The 21407-nt window shown below is 71.3% G+C and carries 24 protein-coding genes and 1 tRNA gene; 7 read left to right on the top strand and 18 right to left on the bottom strand.

What is annotated here, in order from left to right; genetic code table 11:
- Positions 1–25: 25 nt before the first annotated feature.
- Positions 26–943: a DedA family protein gene (locus tag AC3CH1_RS26710; protein WP_488465247.1), complete on the top strand. Its 918-nt coding sequence runs from the start codon at positions 26–28 to the stop codon at positions 941–943.
- Positions 944–977: 34 nt separating this feature from the next.
- Here the strand turns inward: AC3CH1_RS26710 and AC3CH1_RS26705 are convergent, their stop codons facing one another.
- The 4 genes from AC3CH1_RS26705 to AC3CH1_RS26690 all read right to left on the bottom strand — a co-directional run bounded on the left by AC3CH1_RS26705 (position 978) and on the right by AC3CH1_RS26690 (position 2475).
- Positions 978–1199 carry a DUF2277 domain-containing protein gene (locus AC3CH1_RS26705; protein ID WP_007459290.1) on the bottom strand — a complete coding sequence of 74 codons (222 nt, stop codon included), beginning with the start codon at positions 1197–1199 and terminating at the stop codon, positions 978–980.
- 81 nt (positions 1200–1280) lie between these two features.
- The gene (locus tag AC3CH1_RS26700; protein ID WP_488465246.1) at positions 1281–1745 is read right to left on the bottom strand and encodes a DUF7144 family membrane protein; all 465 of its coding nucleotides are present in this window, start codon (positions 1743–1745) and stop codon (positions 1281–1283) included.
- A gap of 136 nt (positions 1746–1881) precedes the next feature.
- A complete protein-coding gene (locus AC3CH1_RS26695; RefSeq protein WP_488465245.1) occupies positions 1882–2226 on the bottom strand; it encodes a DUF8108 domain-containing protein in 345 nt (114 codons plus the stop codon).
- Positions 2227–2256: 30 nt separating this feature from the next.
- Entirely contained in the window at positions 2257–2475 is a 219-nt protein-coding gene (locus tag AC3CH1_RS26690; protein ID WP_488465244.1) for a hypothetical protein, read from the bottom strand.
- A gap of 144 nt (positions 2476–2619) precedes the next feature.
- On the opposite strand from AC3CH1_RS26690, the gene AC3CH1_RS26685 reads away from it, so the two are divergent.
- Positions 2620–3243 carry a histidine phosphatase family protein gene (locus tag AC3CH1_RS26685; RefSeq protein ID WP_488465243.1) on the top strand — a complete coding sequence of 208 codons (624 nt, stop codon included), beginning with the start codon at positions 2620–2622 and terminating at the stop codon, positions 3241–3243.
- Positions 3244–3301: 58 nt separating this feature from the next.
- On the opposite strand, the gene AC3CH1_RS26680 is transcribed toward AC3CH1_RS26685, so the two are convergent.
- Positions 3302–4243, bottom strand: coding sequence for an inositol monophosphatase family protein (locus tag AC3CH1_RS26680; protein WP_488465242.1), 942 nt, complete (start codon positions 4241–4243; stop codon positions 3302–3304).
- Positions 4244–4298: 55 nt separating this feature from the next.
- The gene (locus tag AC3CH1_RS26675) at positions 4299–4967 is read right to left on the bottom strand and encodes a GNAT family N-acetyltransferase (protein WP_488465241.1); all 669 of its coding nucleotides are present in this window, start codon (positions 4965–4967) and stop codon (positions 4299–4301) included.
- A gap of 318 nt (positions 4968–5285) precedes the next feature.
- On the opposite strand from AC3CH1_RS26675, the gene AC3CH1_RS26670 reads away from it, so the two are divergent.
- Complete coding sequence (locus AC3CH1_RS26670) at positions 5286–5753, top strand: nuclear transport factor 2 family protein (RefSeq protein WP_488465240.1); 468 nt, start codon at positions 5286–5288, stop codon at positions 5751–5753.
- 276 nt (positions 5754–6029) lie between these two features.
- Here AC3CH1_RS26670 and AC3CH1_RS26665 read toward each other — a convergent pair whose 3' ends face one another.
- Positions 6030–6401, bottom strand: coding sequence for a hypothetical protein (locus tag AC3CH1_RS26665; RefSeq protein ID WP_488465239.1), 372 nt, complete (start codon positions 6399–6401; stop codon positions 6030–6032).
- A 373-nt stretch (positions 6402–6774) separates the two neighbouring features.
- Positions 6775–6846, bottom strand: a tRNA-Val gene (locus AC3CH1_RS26660).
- Positions 6847–7187: 341 nt separating this feature from the next.
- Here AC3CH1_RS26660 and AC3CH1_RS26655 point away from each other — a divergent pair.
- From AC3CH1_RS26655 to AC3CH1_RS26645, 3 genes are all read left to right on the top strand, one after another.
- Positions 7188–7988 (top strand): DUF4097 family beta strand repeat-containing protein, encoded by an 801-nt coding sequence (locus AC3CH1_RS26655; protein WP_488465238.1) that lies wholly within the window; start codon positions 7188–7190, stop codon positions 7986–7988.
- Between the two features lie 71 nt (positions 7989–8059).
- Positions 8060–9505, top strand: coding sequence for a hypothetical protein (locus AC3CH1_RS26650; RefSeq protein ID WP_488465237.1), 1446 nt, complete (start codon positions 8060–8062; stop codon positions 9503–9505).
- Between the two features lie 53 nt (positions 9506–9558).
- Positions 9559–9777: an FmdB family zinc ribbon protein gene (locus AC3CH1_RS26645; protein WP_073218577.1), complete on the top strand. Its 219-nt coding sequence runs from the start codon at positions 9559–9561 to the stop codon at positions 9775–9777.
- Between the two features lie 37 nt (positions 9778–9814).
- On the opposite strand, the gene AC3CH1_RS26640 is transcribed toward AC3CH1_RS26645, so the two are convergent.
- The 4 genes from AC3CH1_RS26640 to AC3CH1_RS26625 form a co-directional block, all read right to left on the bottom strand.
- The gene (locus tag AC3CH1_RS26640; protein WP_488465236.1) at positions 9815–10474 is read right to left on the bottom strand and encodes an O-methyltransferase; all 660 of its coding nucleotides are present in this window, start codon (positions 10472–10474) and stop codon (positions 9815–9817) included.
- A 58-nt stretch (positions 10475–10532) separates the two neighbouring features.
- Entirely contained in the window at positions 10533–11327 is a 795-nt protein-coding gene (locus tag AC3CH1_RS26635) for an HAD family hydrolase (RefSeq protein ID WP_488466742.1), read from the bottom strand.
- 182 nt (positions 11328–11509) lie between these two features.
- Positions 11510–14056 carry a phosphoribosyltransferase gene (locus AC3CH1_RS26630; RefSeq protein WP_488465235.1) on the bottom strand — a complete coding sequence of 849 codons (2547 nt, stop codon included), beginning with the start codon at positions 14054–14056 and terminating at the stop codon, positions 11510–11512.
- A gap of 10 nt (positions 14057–14066) precedes the next feature.
- Positions 14067–15296: an HpcH/HpaI aldolase/citrate lyase family protein gene (locus AC3CH1_RS26625; protein ID WP_488465234.1), complete on the bottom strand. Its 1230-nt coding sequence runs from the start codon at positions 15294–15296 to the stop codon at positions 14067–14069.
- A 220-nt stretch (positions 15297–15516) separates the two neighbouring features.
- Here AC3CH1_RS26625 and AC3CH1_RS26620 point away from each other — a divergent pair, with 220 nt between their 5' ends.
- A complete protein-coding gene (locus tag AC3CH1_RS26620; protein WP_488465233.1) occupies positions 15517–16404 on the top strand; it encodes a TerD family protein in 888 nt (295 codons plus the stop codon).
- Between the two features lie 147 nt (positions 16405–16551).
- On the opposite strand, the gene AC3CH1_RS26615 is transcribed toward AC3CH1_RS26620, so the two are convergent.
- From AC3CH1_RS26615 to AC3CH1_RS26590, 6 genes are all read right to left on the bottom strand, one after another.
- Positions 16552–17286, bottom strand: coding sequence for a TerD family protein (locus AC3CH1_RS26615; protein ID WP_488465232.1), 735 nt, complete (start codon positions 17284–17286; stop codon positions 16552–16554).
- A gap of 129 nt (positions 17287–17415) precedes the next feature.
- On the bottom strand, positions 17416–18567 hold the full coding sequence (locus tag AC3CH1_RS26610) for a DUF475 domain-containing protein (RefSeq protein WP_488465231.1): 1152 nt from the start codon (positions 18565–18567) through the stop codon (positions 17416–17418).
- A 133-nt stretch (positions 18568–18700) separates the two neighbouring features.
- Positions 18701–19276 carry a TerD family protein gene (locus AC3CH1_RS26605; protein ID WP_488465230.1) on the bottom strand — a complete coding sequence of 192 codons (576 nt, stop codon included), beginning with the start codon at positions 19274–19276 and terminating at the stop codon, positions 18701–18703.
- Positions 19277–19466: 190 nt separating this feature from the next.
- On the bottom strand, positions 19467–20042 hold the full coding sequence (locus AC3CH1_RS26600) for a TerD family protein (protein ID WP_003969402.1): 576 nt from the start codon (positions 20040–20042) through the stop codon (positions 19467–19469).
- Between the two features lie 138 nt (positions 20043–20180).
- Entirely contained in the window at positions 20181–20639 is a 459-nt protein-coding gene (locus AC3CH1_RS26595) for a peroxiredoxin (protein ID WP_488465229.1), read from the bottom strand.
- Between the two features lie 167 nt (positions 20640–20806).
- On the bottom strand, positions 20807–21244 hold the full coding sequence (locus AC3CH1_RS26590; RefSeq protein ID WP_003969400.1) for a DUF3052 domain-containing protein: 438 nt from the start codon (positions 21242–21244) through the stop codon (positions 20807–20809).
- Positions 21245–21407: the final 163 nt, after the last annotated feature.

Raw genomic sequence — 21407 nt, 5'->3', positions numbered from 1 at the left:
TGACACGAACGGGGAGTAGTAGAAGGTGCCAGAGAGTGTGGCCGCGCTGACCAGCAGCCCATGGATCTACGCGGTGGTCGCCCTCTCCGTCCTCCTGGACGTCTTTCTGCCCCTGCTGCCCAGTGGCGTTCTCGTCATCACGGCCGCCACGGCGGCGGCAGCGGGCACCACGACCGTCAGCGGTGCCGGTGAAGGCACCGACGGGCAGGTTCCCTCGCTCGTCGTACTGATCCTGTGCGCGGCCACCGCCTCGGTACTCGGCGACCTCGTCGCGTACCGGCTCGCCTGGCGCGGGGGCGACCGGCTGGACCGGGCCATCGCGCGCTCCCGGCGGCTCACCTCCGCGCAGGAACTTCTCGGCGCGACGCTGAGCCGGGGCGGCGGCGCGCTGGTGATCATCGCCCGGTTCGCCCCCGCGGGCCGCTCCGTGGTCTCCCTCTGCGCGGGCGCCGCCCACCGCAGGAAGCGGGACTTCCTTCCCTGGTCCGCGCTGGCGGGCCTGGCATGGGCGGGTTACAGCGTGGGCCTCGGCTACTTCGGCGGCCGGTGGCTGGGCTCGACGTGGTTCGGCACGGCCGTCTCCGTACTGGCCCTGTTCGTGGCGGGCGCGCTGGCCACGTTCCTGGTGAAACGCCCGGGGACGCGGACGGTGACGCGGACGGCGGCCGAAGCCAGGACCGAGGCAGCGGCGACGACGGATTCGGCACCGGCACCGGCATCCGCGATGGAGGCGACGGCTACGGAGGCACCGGCATCCGGAGCCGAACGGCCCTACGGGTCCGCATCCACCTTCGCATCCGGATCCGAGGCCGTGACGCCGTGGACGTCCCCGCTCGTGTCCGTGCCGTCGCCCACCCCCGCCCCCGGCGCCGCTCCCCCGGGCAGGTCGGCCGCCCTCGGCGGGCCGGGACCGGTCTCGGCGCCCGCACCGGCCGCCCCCTGACCGGAGGGACTCACCGGGGAGCGGGCGGCGCGCCTCAGCCCCGGGCCGCGCCCCGTATCTCCAGGCCGTCGAGCAGCTTCATCGTGGCTGCGGTGATCTCGTCCACGGCCCGGTCGAAGACCTCCCGGTTGTGCGCGGCGGGCGCGCGGAACCCGGAGACCTTGCGTACGTACTGAAGGGCGGCGGCCCGCATGTCCTCCTCGGTGGCCTCTTCGGGGAGGGCGGGCGGGCGGAGCGTCTTGATGCTGCGGCACATGCCTCCAGTGTGTACCGCCCCACTGACAACGCCCACCCGTGGCCGCCGTCGGGCCGGTTCGCCTGCCCGACCGCTCCTCGCTCAGCTGCCCCGCACCAGGTCGCTCGGGCTCGACCGGTCGGTGCACAGGGCCCAGATGACGAAGACGTCGATCGCGATGGTGACGATGGCCCAGACCGGGGTGTACGGGAGCCACATGAAGTTGGCGATGAGGTTCAGGGAGGCGAGAACGACACCCGCGCCGCGGGCCCAGGTCGCGCCCTTGAGGATGCCCCAGCCCACGAGGATGAGGATCGCGCCGAGGATCAGGTGGATCCAGCCCCACGAGGTCACGCTGAACTTGAAGACGTAGTCGTTGATGCTCGTGTAGACATCGTTCGAGGCGATCCCCGCGATGCCCTTCAGGACGCCGAGGATGCCGTCCACGAAGAGCAGGACACCGGCGAACACGGTTCCCCCGGCCGCCCACGGACTGCCGGTGTTGCCGCCCGGACGAGGATCGGCGGGGCGCGAGGCGCCGGGTGCGGGGGTGCTGGGCTGCGACATGAGGACTCCTTAGCCGGAACAGGCGCCGGCGGGCGCCCGCTGTCCTGACCTGCCTTGGTAATGCGTGCAGATCAGCTCCGACGCTCCTCCCGGCCCCGGCGCAGGGCCACCCGGACGCGCCCGTTCGAGTGAGGTGTCACGGCGCGCCGACCGCGACGACGCGCCCCTGGGCGTCGACGGTGAGCGCCACCCGCTCGACGCGGCTGACCAGGGCGACGCCCGCCCACACGATCCCCCACACCAGGCACGAGAAGACGGTGAGGAAGGCGTGCAGCACATGGTTCACCGGCTGCCCGCGCACCAGCACCACCTGGCTCTCCGAACGCGCCTCGACGCGCCAGCCGTCCGCGATGCGTCGGCTCACGATCCAGTCCAGGATCAGTGCGCGCTGCGCCGGGTCGGGCGGCTCGCCCCCGGCTGCGTAATAGCCGGGCGGCGGTTCGAGCGAGGCGGTGCCCCGTACCGTCCGACGACGCTTCACGGGGTCACTCCCAGGTGTCGGGGCACGGGGTCACTCCCAGGTGTCGAGGTCGCCGCCGCGCCACTCGATCAGTCCCGGCCGGTCCAGCTCGACGACCTTGTCGGGCCCCGGGACGAACCCGGCGGACCGCAGCAGCGCGGCCACCTCGCCCCGCCCGTGCGCCAGGCCCACGATCCGCCCGTGCACGGTGACCCGCCGCCCTCCGGTCGCGGAAGGCGGATAGACGATCACGGGCGGGTGCTCGGCCATGCCTCCACGGTGCCCCGAGCACTGCCCCCGCGCATCCCGGGAGGCGTGGCCCCTGCCCCGCCCACCTCGGCGGAACCGCCCGATCATGGCCCGGCGTCCCCGCAGACGTTCGTACGATCATGAACCGCGACGGAGGAACCGCCCATGACGGCAACGGCTGCCCGCTACCTCTACCTCACCCGGCACGGTCAGGCCTCCGCCGACGAGAGCACGCTGACGGACGACGGCCGCCGTCAGGCCGCCCTGCTCGGGGAGCGGCTCCGCGGGGCCCCCATCACCGCGATCCACCACGGCCCGCTCCCGCGCGCCGAGCAGACGGCGCGGCTGGTCGGCGAGCGGCTGGCGGGAGTCCCTCTGCTGCGGTCGGAACCGGCCGGCGACTACCTTCCGTACCTGCCACGACGGGAGGAGCTGCCGACGGAGTCGGCCGACGAGACGCTCGCCCGGCTGGCCGGGTTCCCGGCGGCCGAGCGCGAGCAGGGCCCCGGCCTGGCCCGGCAGGCACTCGCGCGGTTCACGGGAACGGTCGAGGGCGACGAGCCGCGCCACGAACTCCTCGTGACCCACAACTTCCTCGTCGGCTGGCTCGTCCGGGCCGCCCTGGACGCCCCGGAGTGGCGCTGGCTGGGCATCAACCACGCCAACGCCGCGCTGACCGTCATCCGTTACGCGCCCGGCCGCCCCCCGGCCCTCCTCCTGTTCAACGACACCGGTCACCTGCCCGCCGAACTCCGCTGGACCGACTTCCCGCCCGAGTTGCACGTCTGAGGGCGGGGCGGCTCGGCGCGTCGGGCACACCCCGGCTCGGCACAGTCGGTGCGGTGGCTCAGGCACTCCGCCCGCGATCGCGGATCAACGACATCAGCAGCCCGTGCGTTCCGGCGTCCGCGGCCACGACGAGGCCTCGGCCCTCCGGCCCGACGGGAGCACCGTCGACCCCGGTGACGACGCAGCCGGCGGCCCGGCACAGGGCGATCCCGGCGGCGAAGTGCACGCTCCCGCTCAGGTCGCCGCCGTCGGTGACATAGGCGGCCCTCCGACCGGCCGCGACCCAGGCCAGGGCGAGCGTCGTGGAGACCACGCGGGGGCGGAAGCGTTCGACGAACCCGGGGTGGGCGAGCAGGTCGACGGCCCGGAAGGAGGGCGCGCCGGGGAAGGGCGGATCGAGGTTCACGTCCACCAGCCGGGTGTCCGCCGTCGGCGCCAACTGCTCCTCGCGGACCGGCCGTCGACCCGCAAGGGGGCCGGAGACCCGCCCGCCCGCAACAGACCGGACCGGGGTGGCGGCCCGCCCGTCCCCATACCCGTACGCGTTGCCGTCCGCATCCGCACCGCCGCCGTCCGCGTCCCCGGACGCACCGTAACGGACCCATGCGGTCTCACCGTCTGTCAGGAAGACCTCGCCGCTGAACGGATCGGCCACCGCGGCGGGGCCGTTGCGCAGCGCCACGTTGACGGCGACCAGCTGGGAGCCGGTGGCGTAGTTGAGCGTCCCGCACAAGGGATCCACCAACCACTCGCGCACCGCGTCGGCCGCGCCTCGCCGGCCGCCCTCCTCGCCGTGCACGGCGTCCCCGGGCCGGGCGGCGCGGATGATGTCGAGGATCGCCTCCTCGGCCGCCACATCGGCGTCGGTGGCGAAGTCTCCGGCGCCCTTGTCGATACGGGAGTGCCGGAGCCCGTACCGGGCGCGCACGACCTCCGCCCCGGCCAGGACCGCGACCGCCGCCACCTCGGTGTCCGTCGCCCTCGCGGGTGAGTCGATCATGGCGAGCAGAGTAGCGGGAGACCACAGCCGCCGTACGGGGAACGCGGCACAGCCCTCACGCTCCCCCGGCGTCCTGCCCCTGACCGCGGCCGAACAACAACGCCTCCGAGCCGACCGGGCGGAATCCGGCGGCCTGGAACGCCCGGATGCTGCGCGCGTTGCCCGCGGCCTGCTGCGACCAGAGCGGTTCGTTCGGGGGTACGAGGTGCCGTGCGGCGGTGGCGAGGGCGCGGCCGAGGCCCCGGTGCCGGGCGTCCTCGTCCAGTTCGACGGCGACCTCCCACCGACCCGCCACCCCGCGCCCGAGCACCAGCACTCCCCCGTCGACCTCCCACATCCGCACCCCGTCCCGGCGCCGTCGGGCACGCATCACCCGCGGGTGTACGGGATCGGTGACCTCCCGCAGCTCCAGCGCGGGTGCACCGGGCAGCGGGGCCGCCACGGTCAGGAGGTCGATCGTGTCGGTGACCCGCCCGGTGCGCTCCAGGAAGGCCGTCAGGAAGCGGGGGTGCATCGTGGCGGCCAGCGCATCGCATTCCAGGGCGGCCAGCGTCGCATGGACCCACTCGGGGTCCTCATCGGTGAACACGACGGAGTGCGCGGTGAAGGCGATCACCCCCGTGTCGCGGCCACTCGGCGCGGGGACCACGGTCGTCCTCCCGTCGGTCTCCGGAAACCACCCGTGCGCCGCCCCGCCCAGGATCTCGGCCAGCGTCTGCCCCATGAACTGCCCCCTCGCACCTCGTCGTTCGGCCGGACCGTCATATCACCGCAGCCTGCGCCACCGCACGGGGCCTATGGACGACGAAACGTCCATCCGCTGCTCTCGCGGCACACCGGCCCAGGGTAGGCCGGTCCGTCGCGCGGCAGACGTCCAGATGCCCCCGTACACGCGCCCAAGGAGGAGCCCCGACGCTGCCGCCCTCTCATCGCTTCCGGCATGACCTCCGGCGTAATCGACCGCGTCCGCCCGTCCCGGCAGGATCGTCCCCATCGACGGGAAGCCCTGACAGGCCCCGCCCCCGCAGCGAGGAGAACTCCCATGTCCGTCACGTCCCCCACTCCCACGGCAAGCCCGGCCGACGCGGCGCGCCCCGCCGCCGATACGACCCGGGCCGTGGTCCAGGAGTTCCTCGCCGCCCGGCTGGCCGGAGACACCACACGGCTCACGGCGCTCTTCGCCGACGAGGTCGACTGGCTGCTCGCCGAGAACCCGACCGTGCCGTGGATCCGCCCCCGGTCCACGGCAGCCGAATGCGCCTCCCAGTTCACGGAGTTGGCGGAACACACCGTGCCCGAGGACGCACGCGCCTCCGTCGACGCCTTCCTCGTGGACGGCCCCGACGCCGTCCTGACGGGGCACCTGTCGGGGACCGTGCGGGCGACGGGCAGATCCTTCGAGGGACCGTTCGCGCTGCGCCTCACCGTGGAGAACGGCCGGATCACCCGGCACCACCTCTACGAGAACAGCCTGTCGATCGCGGAGGCGGTGAGCGACCGCGCACGTTGATCGTGGACGCGAGGGAGACGCCGAAGGCCCCCGACCATGATCGGTCGGGGGCCTTCGTACGAATGGGCGCGGACGGTTTCGAGCTGCCGACATCTACTTCATAAGTTCGGCCGGACAACTGCCGCCCCTACTCGCACGGCCACGTTCGGCGCTGCTGATGGCCGTCCGATTCGGCTGTCGTATGCCGTCGCTGATGTCAACTGTGGATGGCGGACGGACTGCGCCACGCTCCCCGTACCGCAAGAGGCGGTCGCCGCTCTCTATAGTCGTGGGAACTCAGATGACGATAAACAGGGAAACCATGACGACCAGGAAGGTGCACCAGAAGACTGCGTTCTGCCGGCCCGTCAGTGGTTGCATCTGCTGTCCAGACCGCACCAAGGAAAACTGACGGCGGAGATGCGAAGCAAAAATTATCCTCATCGCCGCAAAGGTGAGCATGATGACCGTGAACCAGACCACTGGGTGAGCGCCTTCGTCTCCCTCCGCATCAAGATAGATGAAGGCAGCGCCAGCAAGGGGTATCAAGGGGAGGAGCAGCTTTTTCTTCGCGGTGGTCGCTATGGGGTGTATGGCTATCACTAAGACAACGCCTGAGATGATGGCACCTATCCACCACTGCTCAGGGGGAAGCGTCCTTGTCAGCATGACTCTCACCCTTATCTGTTCTCTGCCAAGGCATTCGCCTGAACGGTGCTTTCGTGTCTCTGCCTAAAAATCGTGCTGGAGCGTAGCGTACTGGTCGACTCCCGCCTCAACCCTCCATTTGCCCGGCTCCCATCCCGAAGTCTGAGCGCCCCCGCCGGAGGCATCCTCTTGAAGCCGCGGGCTTGGTTCTCGTCTCATGCCCTACGGGCCTATCCATGCCCACGTCGTGCAGGGCACGCGGCGCGAGGCCCGTGAGTCACCTCGACCGCATGGTGAAGCGGCAGCGGCCCGACCGTGGGAGACCGCGCCCGTTGATGTAGGAAGTGGACGTCAAAGACCCCCAGCCATGATCGGCTGGGGGTCTTCGGGCGGGTGGGCGCGGACGGTTTCGAACCGCCGACATCTGCTTTGTAAGAGCAGCGCTCTACCCCTGAGCTACGCACCCGTGGATGAGGCAACAGCGTACATGGATCGGCGCCCCTGCTCATAAACCGGGGGGACGGGGCCGGGCCGCCTCCACCGGGGCCGGTGCCGGGCAGGTGCCACGGAGGGTGCCGGTGCCCGGGTCCCCGGTCGGTGCCCGCCTCCACCGGCCGGGTCCGGGCCGGTGGAGGCGCGGGGGTCGGTGCGGGGGCCGGTGCGGGGGCCGGTGCGGGGGATAACCCCACCAAGAGACGGTAGCCGTCCGGATCCCGCCGGGGGGCGTCGGTGCATACGGTTTGAGTGCACCGGCAGCGACGTCCGGTGCGGCACCGTCCGGCAGCACGCACTGGGGGAACGATCACCGTGGACATCGTCAAGAGCGCAGCGACCCGCACGCTCCGTGGAGCGCCGGGGCGGGCCCTCGTTCTGGGGGGTGGGGTCGCGTTGCTGGTCCTGGCTCTCACCGGGTGCGGGAGTACGGACGTCAACGGCGCGCCCGTGGAGCGCAAGACGTTCGCGCTGGAGGGGAAGAGCCTGACCATCGACTCCGAGAACGCGACCGTGGACCTCGTGCCGGCCGACGTGGAGCAGGTCGAGGTGGAGCGGCAGGTCGACGGGTGGGTGGTGCTGGGCAGCGGGCCCGACCCCGTCTGGAGCATGGAGGGCGACACCCTCACGCTCCGGGTGAAGTGTGACGCGCTGATCAACAACTGCGAGGCCCGGCACCGGGTGAAGGTGCCGCGCGGGGTCGATGTGACGGCCTCGTCGGACAACGGGACGATCAGTGCCACCGGCTTCGACCGCGCACTGGACCTCTCGTCGGACAACGGGGAGATCAACGTCCGGGATGCCCGTGGCGCTCTCAAGCTGAAGAGCGACAACGGGGAGATCCAGGCGGACCGGATATCCGCCTCCTCCGTGGTCGCCCGCGCCGACAACGGGGAGATCCGGCTGGGCTTCAGCTCCGTGCCCGACCTCGTGGACACCGTGAGCGACAACGGGGGCATCACCATCGACCTGCCGCCGGGCGGCCAGAAGTACGCGGTGAACGCCTCTGCGGACAACGGGGACGTCTCGATCGGGGTGCCGCGCGGCGACGACAGCGCGCACGTGGTGAAGGCGCGCAGCGACAACGGCCAAGTCACCGTGCGAAGCGCGAACTAACCGACCCGTGTGTTCGTCCTTACCTGGTGGGAGAATGTACCGGGCAGGGCGAATCGGCACGGGAGAGGGATGTGACGGCGACACACGCGCGGCCGGAGGCAGGAGCGGGTGGGAGTTCCGCCGTCCAGAGCGGTCAGGGCCTGCCGGGGCAGCACGCCCCCGGGAGGTCGCGGCGGCCGCGCGCGCGGGGCCGTTCCGGCGGCAGGGAGGTCCTGGCGCTGATGCTCCTGCCCGTGCCCCTCGTGCTCGCCGCGCTGCCCGCCGCCTTCGCCGGTGGCGGTACGCGCCGGTGGTTCGGCGGGCGCGGGGAGAACGAGCGGGCCGAGGCGCAGGCCGCGAAGGACGCCGCCGCCGAGGCGTTCTACGAGCTGGACAGCGCCCAGCGTGATCTCAGGATCTCCATCGAGACCATCAACGCCGTGGACAGCTCCTCGCGGGGCCGCAAGGCATCCGAGGACTTCGCCGCGCTCGGCCGGCGCATCGACGAGGTCAGTCACACCTACATCACCGCCGTCGACAGCCATGACCTGGACCGGGACGATCTGGAACCCGCCGTCGCCTCCCGGGCCCGCACCGAGCTGACCCGGGCCAAGGACGACCTCGTACGGGTCAAGGGCGAGCTGGATCGTTTCACTCAGGGGCTCGGGCCTCTGCTGGGCAGCGCGGAGACTCAGCTCGCCCGGCTCGCCCCGGCCGTCGAGCGGGCCCGGCAGGCGCTCCTGGGGGCGAGCAACGCCCTCGACGGGGCCCGGGCCTCGGGACTGCGGGCCGATGAGCTCGCCGCCCGGCTCGCCGCGCTCGCCCCGGAGCTGACCAAGCTGAACCAGGGCGCGGGAACGCACGGCGTCGCGGAGACCCTCCAGCGGGCCGACGCGGTGCTCCGCGATGCCGAGGCCGTGCGCATCGAGGCGGAGCGGCTGCCCGAGCGGGCCGCCGAGATCGACCGCAGGCTCGTCTCGCTGCGGACCCGCGCCCAGGCCCTGACGACACGGGCGGGCTCGGTGGAGCCGGTGCTCAGCGAGTTGCGGCGGCGTTTCTCGGCCGCCTGCTGGCAGGACCTCCAGCCCGTCCCGGAGCAGGCCGTCGTCAACGTCCGGCAGGCCGAGGACAAGCTCGCGGAGGCGGCGAAGGCGCGCGACGAGCAGCGCTGGGCGGACGCCACGTCCCGGCTGTCCACGGTCCGCGCCCTCCTCAACGCCACGGACGAGGCGGTCTCCGCCGCCGGGGACCGGTTGCGGCAGTTGAACGCCGTGGCGAAGGACCCGCAGCAGGAGATCGAGCGGACCCGGTTCGCGGTGCGGGACGCCCAGCGCCTCGCCATGGCCGGCCGGCACACGCCCGACCCCCGGCACGCCCGGCCCCTGGACGACTCCGTGGCCCGGCTGGAACGCGCCATCGCCGGTCTGGAGGGGCGCCACCCCGACTACTGGCACTTTTTGACCGAGACCGAGGCCGTGCGGCAGACCGCCGCCCGGGTCGTCTCCGACATCCGCGAGGAACGCGGCACCGGGACCTGAGGCGAGCGACGGGGGACGTAGCCCTCCGGCCGCGATGGCTCTAGCCTGAGCCCATGCCTCGCTATGAATTCCGCTGCCGCACCTGCGGAGACACCTTCGAAGTCAGCCGTCCCATGGCTCGGTCCTCGGATCCCGCCTCCTGCCCCGCAGGCCACGACGACACCGTCAAGCTGCTCTCCGCCGTGGCCGTGGGCGGTGCAGCCGGATCCGCTCCCGCGCCGTCCGGCGGCGGTGGGGGCGGGGGCTGCTGCGGGGGCGGGTGCTGCGGCTGAACCCGGCCGGGAGAGGCCCCCCGCGACGGCCGGGGGCCTACTTCTTGCGGGACAGCGTCAGACCGTCCGAGACGGTCAGCAGGACGCTGTCCATCCGGTCGTCGGCGCTCACGTGGTCGTTGAACTCCTTGATCGCCGCCGTGGGACCGGTCGCCCACGGGTCCGTGACCCCACCGTGGAAGAGCACGTTGTCCGTGGCGATGACCCCGCCCGGTCGCATCCGGGGGACCAGCTCCTCCCAGTACGCGATGTATCCGCCCTTGTCCGCGTCCAGGTAGGCGAAGTCGACGTGCGGCTCGGCGGGCAGCGCGCGCAGGGTGTCCAGGGCCGGAGCGATGCGCAGGTCGATCTTGTCCGCGACGCCCGCCTTCGCCCAGGCCTCACGGCCGTACGCCGTCCATTCCTCCGAGATGTCGCAGGCGATCAGCGTGCCGTCGGCGGGCAGCGCCTGGGCCATCGCCAGGGCGCTGAAGCCGGTGAACGTGCCGACCTCCACCACATGCCGGGCGCCGACCAGCCGGACGAGGAAGGCGAGCAGCGGGGCCTGTTCCTCGGCCGACTGCATGCCCGCGTGGTCGGGGAACCGTGCGTACGTGGTGTCCACCAGTTCCCGCTGGACCGGGTCCAGCGGCGGGTTGTGGGCCAGCATGTACGCGTACAGCTCGTCGGTGATCGTGGTGTCGTTGCCCTTGGTCATGCCCCCAGCCTCGCGCAACGCGCGCCCGCCCGCGCGCCCGCCCGCAGGGGATATCGACTCAGCCGGCCGCAGCCGCCAGGAACCGGCGCAGGATCTCCTCCCCCGCCGCCCCTCCCCGCTCTTCCAGGGCCACCACGTGCGGGGCCCGCCAGCCCTCGTCGGCCAGTTCGCCGTGGCCGGGGCGCCAGCCGAGGTCGGCGGCGAGCAGCAGGTCCGCGTCGAGGAGGGAGTCCCCGGCGGCGAGCGTGCGCGTGGCGCCGGTGCGGCCGGCGACCTCGTGCATGGCGGCGCTCTTGGTGAGCGGTGCCGGGACCGCGTAGATCTTGCGGCCCTGGAGGGAGACCGTCCAACCGAGCGGCCCGGCCCAGGCCGCCAGTTCCTTCACCCATTCCTCGGGCAGCAGCGAGCGTTCGACGACGAGGTAGGCGAAGAGGTTCTCGGCGACCCGTTCCTTGAGGAGCCAGGCCGGGTCGGCGGTGGTGGCGAGGTGGGCGCGGATCTCGGTGAGCGGGGCGCACTCCTCCGCGATGCGGGTCTCCACCCGCTGCCGCCAGTCGCGGTCGGAGACGCCGTCGACCAGGATGTGGCCGCCGTTGGCGCAGATCGCGTACCGGGGGGCGGGTCCGGGGAGGTGGATGCGCCCGTACTGCTCGCGGGTGCGGGTGGTCGTCGGGACGAAGACGGTGGAGGTCGCCACCTCGGTGAGGAGGGCGGCGGCCGTCTCGGTCAGGTACGAGAGCGGCTTGTGGCCGTACACCTCCACGCACAGCAGTCGGGGGGCCTCCGCGTCCGGCATCGACAGGTCGAGCGAGGCCGCCGAGTAGATCAGCGTGCGGTCGAGGTCGCTCGCCACGAGGGTGACCGGTGAAGTCGCCGCCGGGGCGGCCGGTGAAGTAGCCGCCGCCGGGGTGGCCTGGGAAGTAGCCGCCACCGGGGTGGCCTGTGACGTCTCCGCAGCCTGGGTGGTCTGTGAAGTCGTCGCCACCGGGGTGGTCTGTGAAGTCGTCGCCACCGGGGTGGTCTGTGAAGTCGCGCTCATGCGCCCTGCACCGCCTTGCCGTCCGCGCCCGTCGCGCCGCGCGTGAACCGGGGGTGGATCAGACCGACACAGCTGTACGGGAGGTCGTCGACCTCCTCGACCGGGACGCCGCGCTGTTCGGCGAGCAGCCGGATGTGCTCCAGGTCCGCGCCGGCGCCGCGCTTCGCGAGGATCTTCCAGGGGACCCGGCGGAGCAGGACCCGGGTGGTCTCGCCGACGCCCGGCTTGACCAGGTTGACGTCGTGGATGCCGTACTCCTCGCTGATCCGCTCGACGGCCGCCCAGCCCTCCCAGGTCGGGGCGCGGTCGGCGGCGAGGAGTTCCTTGGCCTCGGCCTCGACCCGGCCCGCCACCTCGTCGAAGCGGGCGGCGATCGTGTCGAGGAAGAGTCCCGAGACGTCGGAGTCCGCCAGCTCCCGGTAGAACTTCCCGCCGTGGAAGTCGTCGGGGCCGACCAGGTCGGCGCGGAGCACCGTACGGGAGATGAGGCCGGACACCGTGGAGTTGAGGCAGGCCGAGGGGATGAGGAAGTCCTCGCGGGTGCCGTACGTCCGCACGCAGCCGCCCGGGTCGGCGAGCACCGAGATCTCCGGGTCGAAGCCGGCGGGTCCACCCGAGGCCTCGAACTCGGTGATGGCCGAGGCCAGTTCGCGGGTGATCGCGCCCTTCCCGGTCCAGCCGTCGACGAACACCACGTCGGCCGGGTCGTGATGGGCGGCCAGCCAGCGCAGGGCGGTGGCGTCGATGCCGCGGCCCCGGACGATGGAGATGGCGTAGTGCGGCAGGTCCAGGCCGTGCCGGTGCTGGGCCCAGCGGCGCATCAGCACGCCGACGGGGGTTCCGGCGCGGGCGAGCGAGACGAGCACGGGGCGGGGGCCGCGTTCGGCGAGGACCGTCTCGGTGACGGTGCCGACCGCGCGGGCGATGCGGGCGGCGGAGGTCTCCAGAGCCGCGGTGAACAGGGCCTGGTAGGCGGCGCTCGGCTGGTACTCGACGGGCAGCGACTCCGCGTAGTGCGCGCCGCCGCTCTGGATCGCCTCCTCGCGCTCCTCGGTGGGCGCTTCCAGTTCGGTGTCCGAGAGGTCCTGGAGCAGCCAGCCGACGTCGTCCGGCGCGTAACTGGAGAAGTCGGGGCCTCGGAGGGGCTCGGGCAGCACGGCGGGCTCCTGCCGGTGGGGAACGGGTGCGGGGGTGTACGAGGGGACGACCGCGAGGAGCACGCGGTCGGTGTGCTCGGCGAGTCGGGCCAGCAGCCCCTCGGGGGCGTGCAGTTCGGGGGTGTCGGCGATGGAGTCGACGACGGCGACCACCGCGTCGAAGCCGGCGCCCGCCACGTTGTACGCGTACCGGTCGCCGGGGCCGTCCGCCGGGTCGTCGTGGGCCGGGAAGACGAGGCGGGTGCGTATCGCGTAGCCGGGGTCGTCGACGGCCAGGACGGGTGAGCGGGTGGTGGTGGAGTAGCGGACCTCGGCATCGGTTCCGAGCCCGGCTTCCAGGGCGGTGCCCAGGCGCAGCGGGGCGTACATCAGCTCCTCGAAGCCGAGCACCAGGATCCGGCGGGGGCGGGGGCCGTCGTGGTCGCCCAGAGTGGCCGCGATCCGGTCCGCCATGCCCGGGAGCGCCGCTTCCAGCGCCGTCCGGTGGGCGGGGGTGAAGCCGTGCCGTCCTCCGTCGGGCACGGCGGCCGGCCAGTCGAGGTCGACCCGGGTGACCGGGGCGGTGTCCGCGCCTGCTGCGGCCCCTTCGGGGCCGTCCGCCCGTCCGGCCCGTGCCGCCCGGTCCGCCTGTTCCTCTTCCTGGGCCGCGACCAGGGCCTGGCCGCGTTCCAGCACGCCGTCCGGCAGGGCGACCGTTCCGGTGCTGCGCGTCACCAGGTCGACGCGGGCGCCGATCTCGGCGGCGAAGGCGGTCAGCCGGTCGCGGTCGCCCGCCGAGCGCATGTCGACCAGGGCGACGATGACGTACCGCTCGCGCGGGTGCAGGGCGTGCAGCGCGCGGATGGTGTTCAGGACCGTGTTGCCGGTGGAGAACTCGTCGTCGACCAGCACCAGCACGGAGGCGTCGGCCCCCCTCCCGCCGCTCGCCAGCAGGTCGGGGTCCTCCGGCAGCAGCAGGTGCGAGGTGGCGTGCGAGTGGGCCTCCTCGAAGCCGCCCGCCTGCTCGACGCCCGGCACCGGCCGGCGGGTGGAGTGCAGGTACGGGGCGTCCCGCAGGCCGTCCGCGACGGCGTGGCCGAGGCCGGTGGCCGTCTCCGCGTACCCGAGGACCACCGCGCGGCGGGCCTCCTCGGCGCCGAGGAGCGCCCGTACCCGTTCACCCAGCTCGAACCCGGCCCCGTGGACGACGGAGGGGCGCTGGGGCACGTGCTTGCCCAGCACGTTGGACACCAGCAGATGCGCCCGCTTGGGGTTGCGGCGCAGGGCCATGCCCAGCAGTTCCCGGAGTTCTCCGTCGCCTTCGAGGGCGACTCCCAGTCGCTCCGCCACCCAGCTGCCCGACCACACCACGTCCACGGTCTCTTCTCTCGTCGCGCGCTCGCTCATCGACGCGCGCTCAGTTCGTCAGTCCGGCGGCCAGCAGGTCCACGAAGCCGACGTCTTCCTTCGCCACCCCGAAGACCTCGGCCCGCTGGAGTGTTCGCTCGGCCCAGGCCCGGTGGGGCTTCACTTCGTTCATCTTGTTCGTGTACGCCGAGCGCAGCACCCCGCCGCCCTCGCGCTCCGGGCTCAGGATGTCCTGGGCGTCGGTGTACTCCTCGTGGCTGACCACGGACAGCGCGTGGACCGGCGCCACGTGCGAGGGGTGGATGCAGGTCTTGCCGAGCAGGCCGTTGGCGCGGTCGAGCTCGATCTCCCGGAGCAGTCCGTCGAGGTCGTGCTCGATGAGGGCCGTGCGCAGTTCCTCGGCCCGGCCCTCCAGGAAGGGGCTGCGGCGCAGCAGGGGCTTGAACATGCGCTCCTGGCGGCGGAAGTACTCCCAGACCGGTCCGGTGATCGTGAAGCCGGTGCCGTCGGCCCGGCCGAGCACGTTGACCACGTCGGCGATCACGGAGGCGACGATATGGACGTCGTACGCCGTCATGTCGGGCGCGCGGCGCAGTCCGTAGGCCGAGCAGAAGTCGGTGACGCCGAGCCGCAGGGCGAGCACCCGGTCCCGGTGCTTCTCGACGCTGCGGGCGATGCCCTGGAGGATTTCGCCGCGGGTCTCGAGATGGAGCAACTCGGGGGATTCGAGGACCGGCATCGCGAAGAGCCGTCGTCCGCACTCCGACTCGGCCTCGTCGAGCGCCTCCAGGAACTGCCTGCCCCGTTCTTCGGTGAATTTGGGAAGTACGAAACCGGACAACATCCGGACCGAGTCGCCGAGGCGCCGCACCAGGTCGGTGATCTGAGCCGGTTCCCGCACCCGGATGAAGAGCAGCGGCACATCGGCGGCCGCGGCCTCGCGCGGGTCCCGCGGGGCGGTCGCCGAAACCGTGGGCGGGGCGCCCGCTGCCGCGGCGCGGGTGGCCAGCTCGGCGAACTGCCTGATCAGATTGGCTTCGGCGCCGGTGACCTCGGCGTCGTCGATGGAGTCCTCCAGGCACAGCACCATGGAGACGACGCCGCGCGCGGCCTGCTTGAGCACGTCGTCGGCGAGCGACAGCCGGGTCGCCGGGGAGTAGAGCGTGGCTCCCAGGGCGACGGAGAGCATCCGTGCCGGGGAGTCCGCGGTGAACGTGCAGGGCTCCCTGAAGAACAGACCCTCGCGGGCAGTGGGCGATATATGCCCGAAGTGACGCATGATTTTCCCCCGAACTGCCTGACCGGCCGAACAATGTATGGCCGGTAATAGTACGTACGGACGGGTGTCAACAGTTCCCCATGTACATGAATTTCCGGTTACCCGCCCCTTGTCCGGCCCCCTGTCGCGGTATCTTCACGCCTTGCCCACACCTTCGCCGGGCACGGTCGTGGCGCCCCCGCGTTGTCCGCACGGGCCCCCAGCAGGCAGGATGACCGTCATGACGCACACGATGCTGAAGGGCTCGAACGTCCCCGTCGATGCGGCGGCCGTCCGGGCCGTGCTGCGCTGGACCCCGGGCTCCGGGGTTCCCGACGTGGACGCCTCCGCCCTGCTCCTCGGTGCGTCCGGCCGGGTGCGGTCCGACGAGGACTTCGTCTTCTACAACCAGCCCCGGCACCCCTCCGGCCTGGTCCGGCGGCTGCCGAAGCGCAGTGTCCCGGAAGGCCTGACGGACACGGTCGAGGCAGACCTCGTGGCGCTCGACGCGTCGGTGGACCAGGTGGTCATCGCGGCCTCCTCCGACGGGGCCGCCTTCGAGCACGTCCTGGACCTGCGGATACTCCTTTTCGATGCCGCGTTCGCCGAGGGGGAACCGCTGGCGGTGTTCGATGTCCGGCCGGAGACCGGGGAAGAGACGGCGATCATCTGCGGCGAGCTCTACCGCCGCGGTGAGGGGTGGAAGTTCCGCGCGGTCGGCCAGGGGTATCCCACCGGCCTGATCGGCCTGGCCACCGCCTTCGGCATCTCGGTGGACGAGTCGGAGGCCGTGAACGGGGCGCAGGCGGTGAGCGGGGCGCAGGACCCGGCCGCTCAGGTGGCGGCGGGTCCCCTCCCTGCCACCGTGCCCCCGCCGCCGGCCGTGCCGCCCGGGCCCGGGCCGGACTCCCAGGCCACGGTCCAGCACCAGCAGCCCTCCTACGGCTATCCGCCGCCGGTCGCGCACCCCGCTGCCGCCGCCGTGGCCCACCAGCCGGCGTACGGCTATCCGCAGCCTGCCGCCGAGCCGCCCGCGTACGGCTATCCGCAGCCCGCGGCAGCCGCCGCGCACGCGCCCGACCCCCATTTCGTGCTGCCTCCACAAGGTCCGGTGTTCGTCCGGTCCTGAGCCGCGCCGGTCCGACTTCGCGCGCGTACGTCCCGTTTCCCGCGCACGCCCCGTTTCCCGCGTACGCCTTGCTTCCGCCGTACACCCGGTTTCCCGCGTACATCCTGATTCCCGCGTACGTCCTCGGGCCCTCACGGCTGCCCGGTCTCAGGTCCGGGTCTTGTAGCCGCGTCCCCACTGCATGCCGTAGCCGTACAGCCGGTCCAGCTCCGACTGAAAGCCGTACACGAACTTCACTTCGCGCCGCACGATCAGCTCGTCCTTGATGTTCTCCACGGTGAACACCGCGCACGAGCGGGCCTGCGGCGCGCGCTCGTCCAGCTCGATCTCGATGCGCGGGCCGTTGCCCGGGTAGAGCGTGACCTTGGCGTGGGTCCGGTCGAACGCGGGCGTCCGGTCGTAGATGTAGACGAAGAACAGCAGCCGCTTGATCTGGTCGCGCTGGTCGAGGTTGACGTAGACCGTCTCCCCCGAGGGCGCTCCGAACCGGTCGTCGCCGCTGAGCCGGACGTAGGGCGGGCCGTTGAGGTCGCCGATCAGGCTGCCCAGCGGCTGCACGACGCCCTTGGTGCCGTCCATCAGCTCGTACATGCAGCCGAGGTCCAGGTCGACGTTGACGACGCCCTGGGTGTGCGCCTGGACCACCTCGGGCTTGAAGAACTCGAGAGGGTGCCGCAGCATGCCGCTCCGGCGCGACCGGCCCTCGATGTCCGAGGTCCGCATCCGCCAGGACAGATTGACCCGGAGGTTGCCCGACAGGGCGCCCTGCTTGCTGAGCGAGATCGTCGCGTTGCGTTTGGACAGCACGATCGCGCTCGACGTCGAGTTGCCCGAGTCGAACTGCGCCGCGCGCCCCGGCCACAGGCCGTCGAAGAATCCCATACCAACCCCCACCTGTTCGCGCGCCCCGGACATCGCTGCGGGGCGGCCACCGGGCCGGGTCCGGGAGATCCCGGAGAGCCGTCGCCGTGTGGGCCGCCCCGCAGAGAGCGTTCCTCAATCCTTACCGGGTCACACCCCGGAGGAGACTTCGGACTTGCTTCCCGAGCCGCCGCCCCCGTCGGATGCCGCGGCGAGGGCGCGGTTGCGCCTGACCGAGGACCAGAAGGACAGGGCGATCAGGATCACGCCGACCGAGCCGGTGATGAACTCGTTGATCTGGTGCTGGATGGTGATCAGCAGGATGATCGAGAGCGCGCCGATCGCGTAGTGCGCGCCGTGCTCCAGGTAGACGTAGTCGTCGAGCGTGCCCTCGCGCACCAGGTAGACGGTGAGCGAACGGACGTACATGGCGCCGATACCGAGGCCGAGGGCCATCAGCACGATCTCGTTGGTGATGGCGAAGGCGCCGATGACGCCGTCGAAGGAGAACGAGGCGTCCAGGACTTCCAGGTACAGGAAGAGGAAGAACGCGGCCTTTCCGGCGAGGGCGACCCCGGTGACGGGCTTGCCCTTCTTCCTGGCCTCTTCCTCGGCCTCGTGCTCGCGCTCCTCCTCCTCTTCCAGCTTGCCCTCGAAGAATCCGGAGAGCCCGCCGACGACGAGGTAGGTGATCAGACCGGCGATGCCGGAGAGCATGACCGTGGCCGCCTTGTCGGCGTGCCCGCCGCCGTGCTGGTGGGCCTGGGTCGCGAAGGTCGTGGCGGTGATGAGCAGGATGATCAGCGCGACGCAGACCGACAGCATGTCGACCTTGCCGAGCTTGGCGAGCGGGCGCTCGATCCAGCGCAGCCAGTGGATGTCACGGTCCTCGTCGAAGATGAAGTCGAGGAAGATCATCAACAGGAACATGCCACCGAAGGCGGCGATCGACGGATGGGCGTCCGTGACCAGTTCCTTGTACCTCTCCGGGTCGTTGAAGGACAGGTCGATGGCCTCGATCGGCCCGAGCTGGGCGCTCACGGCCACGATCACGACGGGGAACACCAGCCGCATTCCGAAGACGGCGATGAGGATGCCGATGGTGAGGAAGATCTTCTGCCAGAAGGCATTCATCTTCTTCAGGATTCCGGCGTTGATCACCGCGTTGTCGAAGGACAGCGAAATCTCCAGGACGGACAGGATCGCGACGATGCCGAACGCCTGCCACCCCCCGTAGAAGATCGCTGCGACCAGGCCGAGCGCGGTGACCGCGAACGACCAGCCGAAGGTTTTCAGAACCACTGGCTACCTCATCGTGTTGGTAAAGGGTCTCCCCCGGTGCGGCGGGGCTCCCCCGGCGCCTGGGGCCTTTCGTTGGGATCATGCCGGGCTCGCGGGGTCCGGCATGATCCAAACGAAAGGCCCGAGCGCGGGGTTATGAAACGTTGACGCCGAAGTCTAGAGCGATGCCGCGCAGGCCGGACGCGTACCCCTGGCCGACCGCACGGAACTTCCACTCGCCGTTGTACCGGTAGAGCTCGCCGAAGATCATCGCGGTCTCCGTCGAGGCGTCCTCGCTCAGGTCGTAGCGGGCCAGCTCCTGGCCGTCGGCCTGGTTGACCACACGGATGAAAGCGTTGCTGACCTGGCCGAACGCCTGGCCCCGGTTGTCCGCGTCATGGATCGAGACCGGGAAGACGATCTTGTCGCAATGAGCGGGAACCTGGTCGAGGCGGACGATGACGGACTCGTCGTCGCCGTCGCCCTCCCCGGTGAGGTTGTCACCGGTGTGCTCGACGGAGCCGTCGGGGCTCGTGAGGTTGTTGTAGAAGATGAAGAACTCGTCACCGAGCACGCGGCCCGACTGGCACAGCAGTGCGCTGGCGTCGAGGTCGAAAGCGGCTCCTGTGGTGGAGCGTGCGTCCCAGCCGAGCCCGACCAGCACCTGGGTGAGGTTGGGTGCGACCTTGGAGAGGGAGACATTGCCTCCCTTGGCGAGCGTGACGCCCATGTGTGTCCTCCCCGAGTCGTGTGAAACGCTGCCGGGCGCTTTCGACGCCCGGGGCCGGGCGTCGAAAGCGCCCGGTCAGGGGGCGTCCGGCGCATCGGGCCGGCCACCCCCTGGTCCTGTCGTCGAACTCCCGCCCGCCCCCTCCGGGCGACGACGGGAGTTCGAGAACAGGACCTGGGGCCCAGCGACGTCAGACGTTGACGCCGAAGTCCTGGGCGATGCCGCGCAGGCCGGAGGCGTACCCCTGGCCGATGGCGCGGAACTTCCACTCGGCGCCGTTGCGGTAGAGCTCGCCGAAGACCATGGCGGTCTCCGTCGAGGCGTCCTCGCTCAGGTCGTAGCGGGCGAGCTCGGTGTTGTCGGCCTGGTTGACCACGCGGATGTACGCGTTGCGCACCTGGCCGAAGCTCTGCTGGCGGCTCTCGGCCTCGTAGATCGAGACCGGGAAGACGATCTTGTCGACATCGGCCGGCACACCGGCCAGGTTCACCTTGATGACCTCGTCGTCGCCCTCGCCCTCACCGGTGAGGTTGTCACCGGTGTGCTCGACGGAGCCGTCGGGGCTCTTCAGGTTGTTGAAGAAGACGAAATTGCCGTCGGCGGCGACCTTGCCCTCGGCGTTCGCCAGCAGCGCGCTGGCGTCGAGGTCGAAGTCACCACCGGTGGTGGTGCGGGCGTCCCAGCCCAGACCGACGATGACCGCGGTCAGGTTGGGCGCGGCCTTGGTCAGCGAGACGTTGCCGCCCTTGCTGAGGCTGACTCCCACGAGTCCTCCAGTAGTTTTCTCGGGGGCCGGCGGACGCCGTCCTCCCCGTCGTTCATTGGCATCGGATCAACGAGTGGATCCTAGTGACCGGTTCCCGGCCAAAACAGGCTTTTGACCGGGCGTCGCCAGGGGATCGTCTCAGAGCGCTTCGAGGGCCTTGACGTAGTCGTTGAGGTCACGGGCGTCCGGGAGGCCGTTCACGACGCTCCAGCGGACGACGCCCGCCGTGTCGATGACGAAGGTGCCGCGCACCGCGCAGCCCTTGTCCTCGTCGAAGACGCCGTACGCCCGCGAGGTCTCCCCGTGCGGCCAGAAGTCGGAGAGCAGCGGGTACCCCAGGCCCTCCTGCTCGGCGAAGACGCGCAGGGTGTGGATGGAGTCGTTGGAGACGGCGAGGAGCTGGGTGGACTCGTTCTCGAAGCGGGGCAGCTCGTCGCGGAGCGCGCACAGCTCGCCGGTGCAGACGCCGGTGAAGGCGAACGGGTAGAACACCAGCACCACGTTCTTCTCGCCGCGGAACTCCGACAGCCGCACGGTCCGGCCGTGGTTGTCCTTGAGCTGGAAGTCCGGGGCCTGACCGCCGACCTCGATCGTCATGGAACACGTATCCCTTCGCCGCTTCTCCGCATCCCGGGCCGGGTCCGTCCGGGTGCCACCCACCCTACGCAGGGGCCCCGGGCCGGTCCCGGAGGGGCCGCGGACGTACGAAGCCCCCACGGGCACGGCGTGCGCCCGCGGGGGCCCCGGATGGTGCGGAACGTGGTTCAGCGCTTGGCCTTGGCCCCCTTGGGGGTGACCAGACGGCTGCCCGTCCAGTCCTTGCCCGCGCTGATGCTCTTGGTCTGGGCGAGACCGGCTGTCTGGGCAGCCTCATTGATGTCGCTCGGTTCGACGTATCCGTCACGGCCGGTCTTCGGCGTCATCAGCCAGACCGTACCGCCGTCCTCGATCAGACCAATGGCATCCACCAGCGCGTCCGTAAGGTCGCCGTCCTCGTCGCGGAACCAGAGCAGGACGACGTCTGCGACGTCGTCGTACTCCTCGTCGACGAGTTCCTGGCCGGTAGTGGCCTCAATGCCCTCACGGAGCTCCAGCTCGACGTCGTCGTCGTAGCCGATCTCCTGGACCACTTGTCCGGGCTCGAACCCCAGGCGTGCTGCCGGGTTGGTTCGCTCCTCCGCGTGGTCCGCGGTCGCGCTCACGGGTTGCCTCCTGATCATGTCTTCGGAAAATGCTGCAGCCACGCGCGTGCGCGGGGCGTTGGCCGTAGTCCACACGGGCTCGGCGAATCGCGCAAGTACCCAGCGTGCGAGACCGCCTATACGGTGACGTTCCCTGCCACGTCGCCGCAAGTTCAGGCATGTC

The organism is Streptomyces sp. MGP-P1 (genome assembly GCF_057766565.1).
This window is presented reverse-complemented; position numbering and strand designations above follow the sequence as displayed.

Coding starts and splice junctions, on each gene's coding strand:
- AC3CH1_RS26705 (WP_007459290.1), bottom strand. CDS start 1,199: ATGTGCCGCAGCATCAAGACGCTCCGCCCGCCCGCCCTCCCCGAAGAG.
- AC3CH1_RS26700 (WP_488465246.1), bottom strand. CDS start 1,745: ATGTCGCAGCCCAGCACCCCCGCACCCGGCGCCTCGCGCCCCGCCGAT.
- AC3CH1_RS26690 (WP_488465244.1), bottom strand. CDS start 2,475: ATGGCCGAGCACCCGCCCGTGATCGTCTATCCGCCTTCCGCGACCGGA.
- AC3CH1_RS26685 (WP_488465243.1), top strand. CDS start 2,620: ATGACGGCAACGGCTGCCCGCTACCTCTACCTCACCCGGCACGGTCAG.
- AC3CH1_RS26680 (WP_488465242.1), bottom strand. CDS start 4,243: ATGATCGACTCACCCGCGAGGGCGACGGACACCGAGGTGGCGGCGGTC.
- AC3CH1_RS26675 (WP_488465241.1), bottom strand. CDS start 4,967: ATGGGGCAGACGCTGGCCGAGATCCTGGGCGGGGCGGCGCACGGGTGG.
- AC3CH1_RS26670 (WP_488465240.1), top strand. CDS start 5,286: ATGTCCGTCACGTCCCCCACTCCCACGGCAAGCCCGGCCGACGCGGCG.
- AC3CH1_RS26665 (WP_488465239.1), bottom strand. CDS start 6,401: ATGCTGACAAGGACGCTTCCCCCTGAGCAGTGGTGGATAGGTGCCATC.
- AC3CH1_RS26645 (WP_073218577.1), top strand. CDS start 9,559: ATGCCTCGCTATGAATTCCGCTGCCGCACCTGCGGAGACACCTTCGAA.
- AC3CH1_RS26640 (WP_488465236.1), bottom strand. CDS start 10,474: ATGACCAAGGGCAACGACACCACGATCACCGACGAGCTGTACGCGTAC.
- AC3CH1_RS26630 (WP_488465235.1), bottom strand. CDS start 14,056: ATGAGCGAGCGCGCGACGAGAGAAGAGACCGTGGACGTGGTGTGGTCG.
- AC3CH1_RS26625 (WP_488465234.1), bottom strand. CDS start 15,296: ATGCGTCACTTCGGGCATATATCGCCCACTGCCCGCGAGGGTCTGTTC.
- AC3CH1_RS26620 (WP_488465233.1), top strand. CDS start 15,517: ATGACGCACACGATGCTGAAGGGCTCGAACGTCCCCGTCGATGCGGCG.
- AC3CH1_RS26615 (WP_488465232.1), bottom strand. CDS start 17,286: ATGGGATTCTTCGACGGCCTGTGGCCGGGGCGCGCGGCGCAGTTCGAC.
- AC3CH1_RS26605 (WP_488465230.1), bottom strand. CDS start 19,276: ATGGGCGTCACGCTCGCCAAGGGAGGCAATGTCTCCCTCTCCAAGGTC.
- AC3CH1_RS26595 (WP_488465229.1), bottom strand. CDS start 20,639: ATGACGATCGAGGTCGGCGGTCAGGCCCCGGACTTCCAGCTCAAGGAC.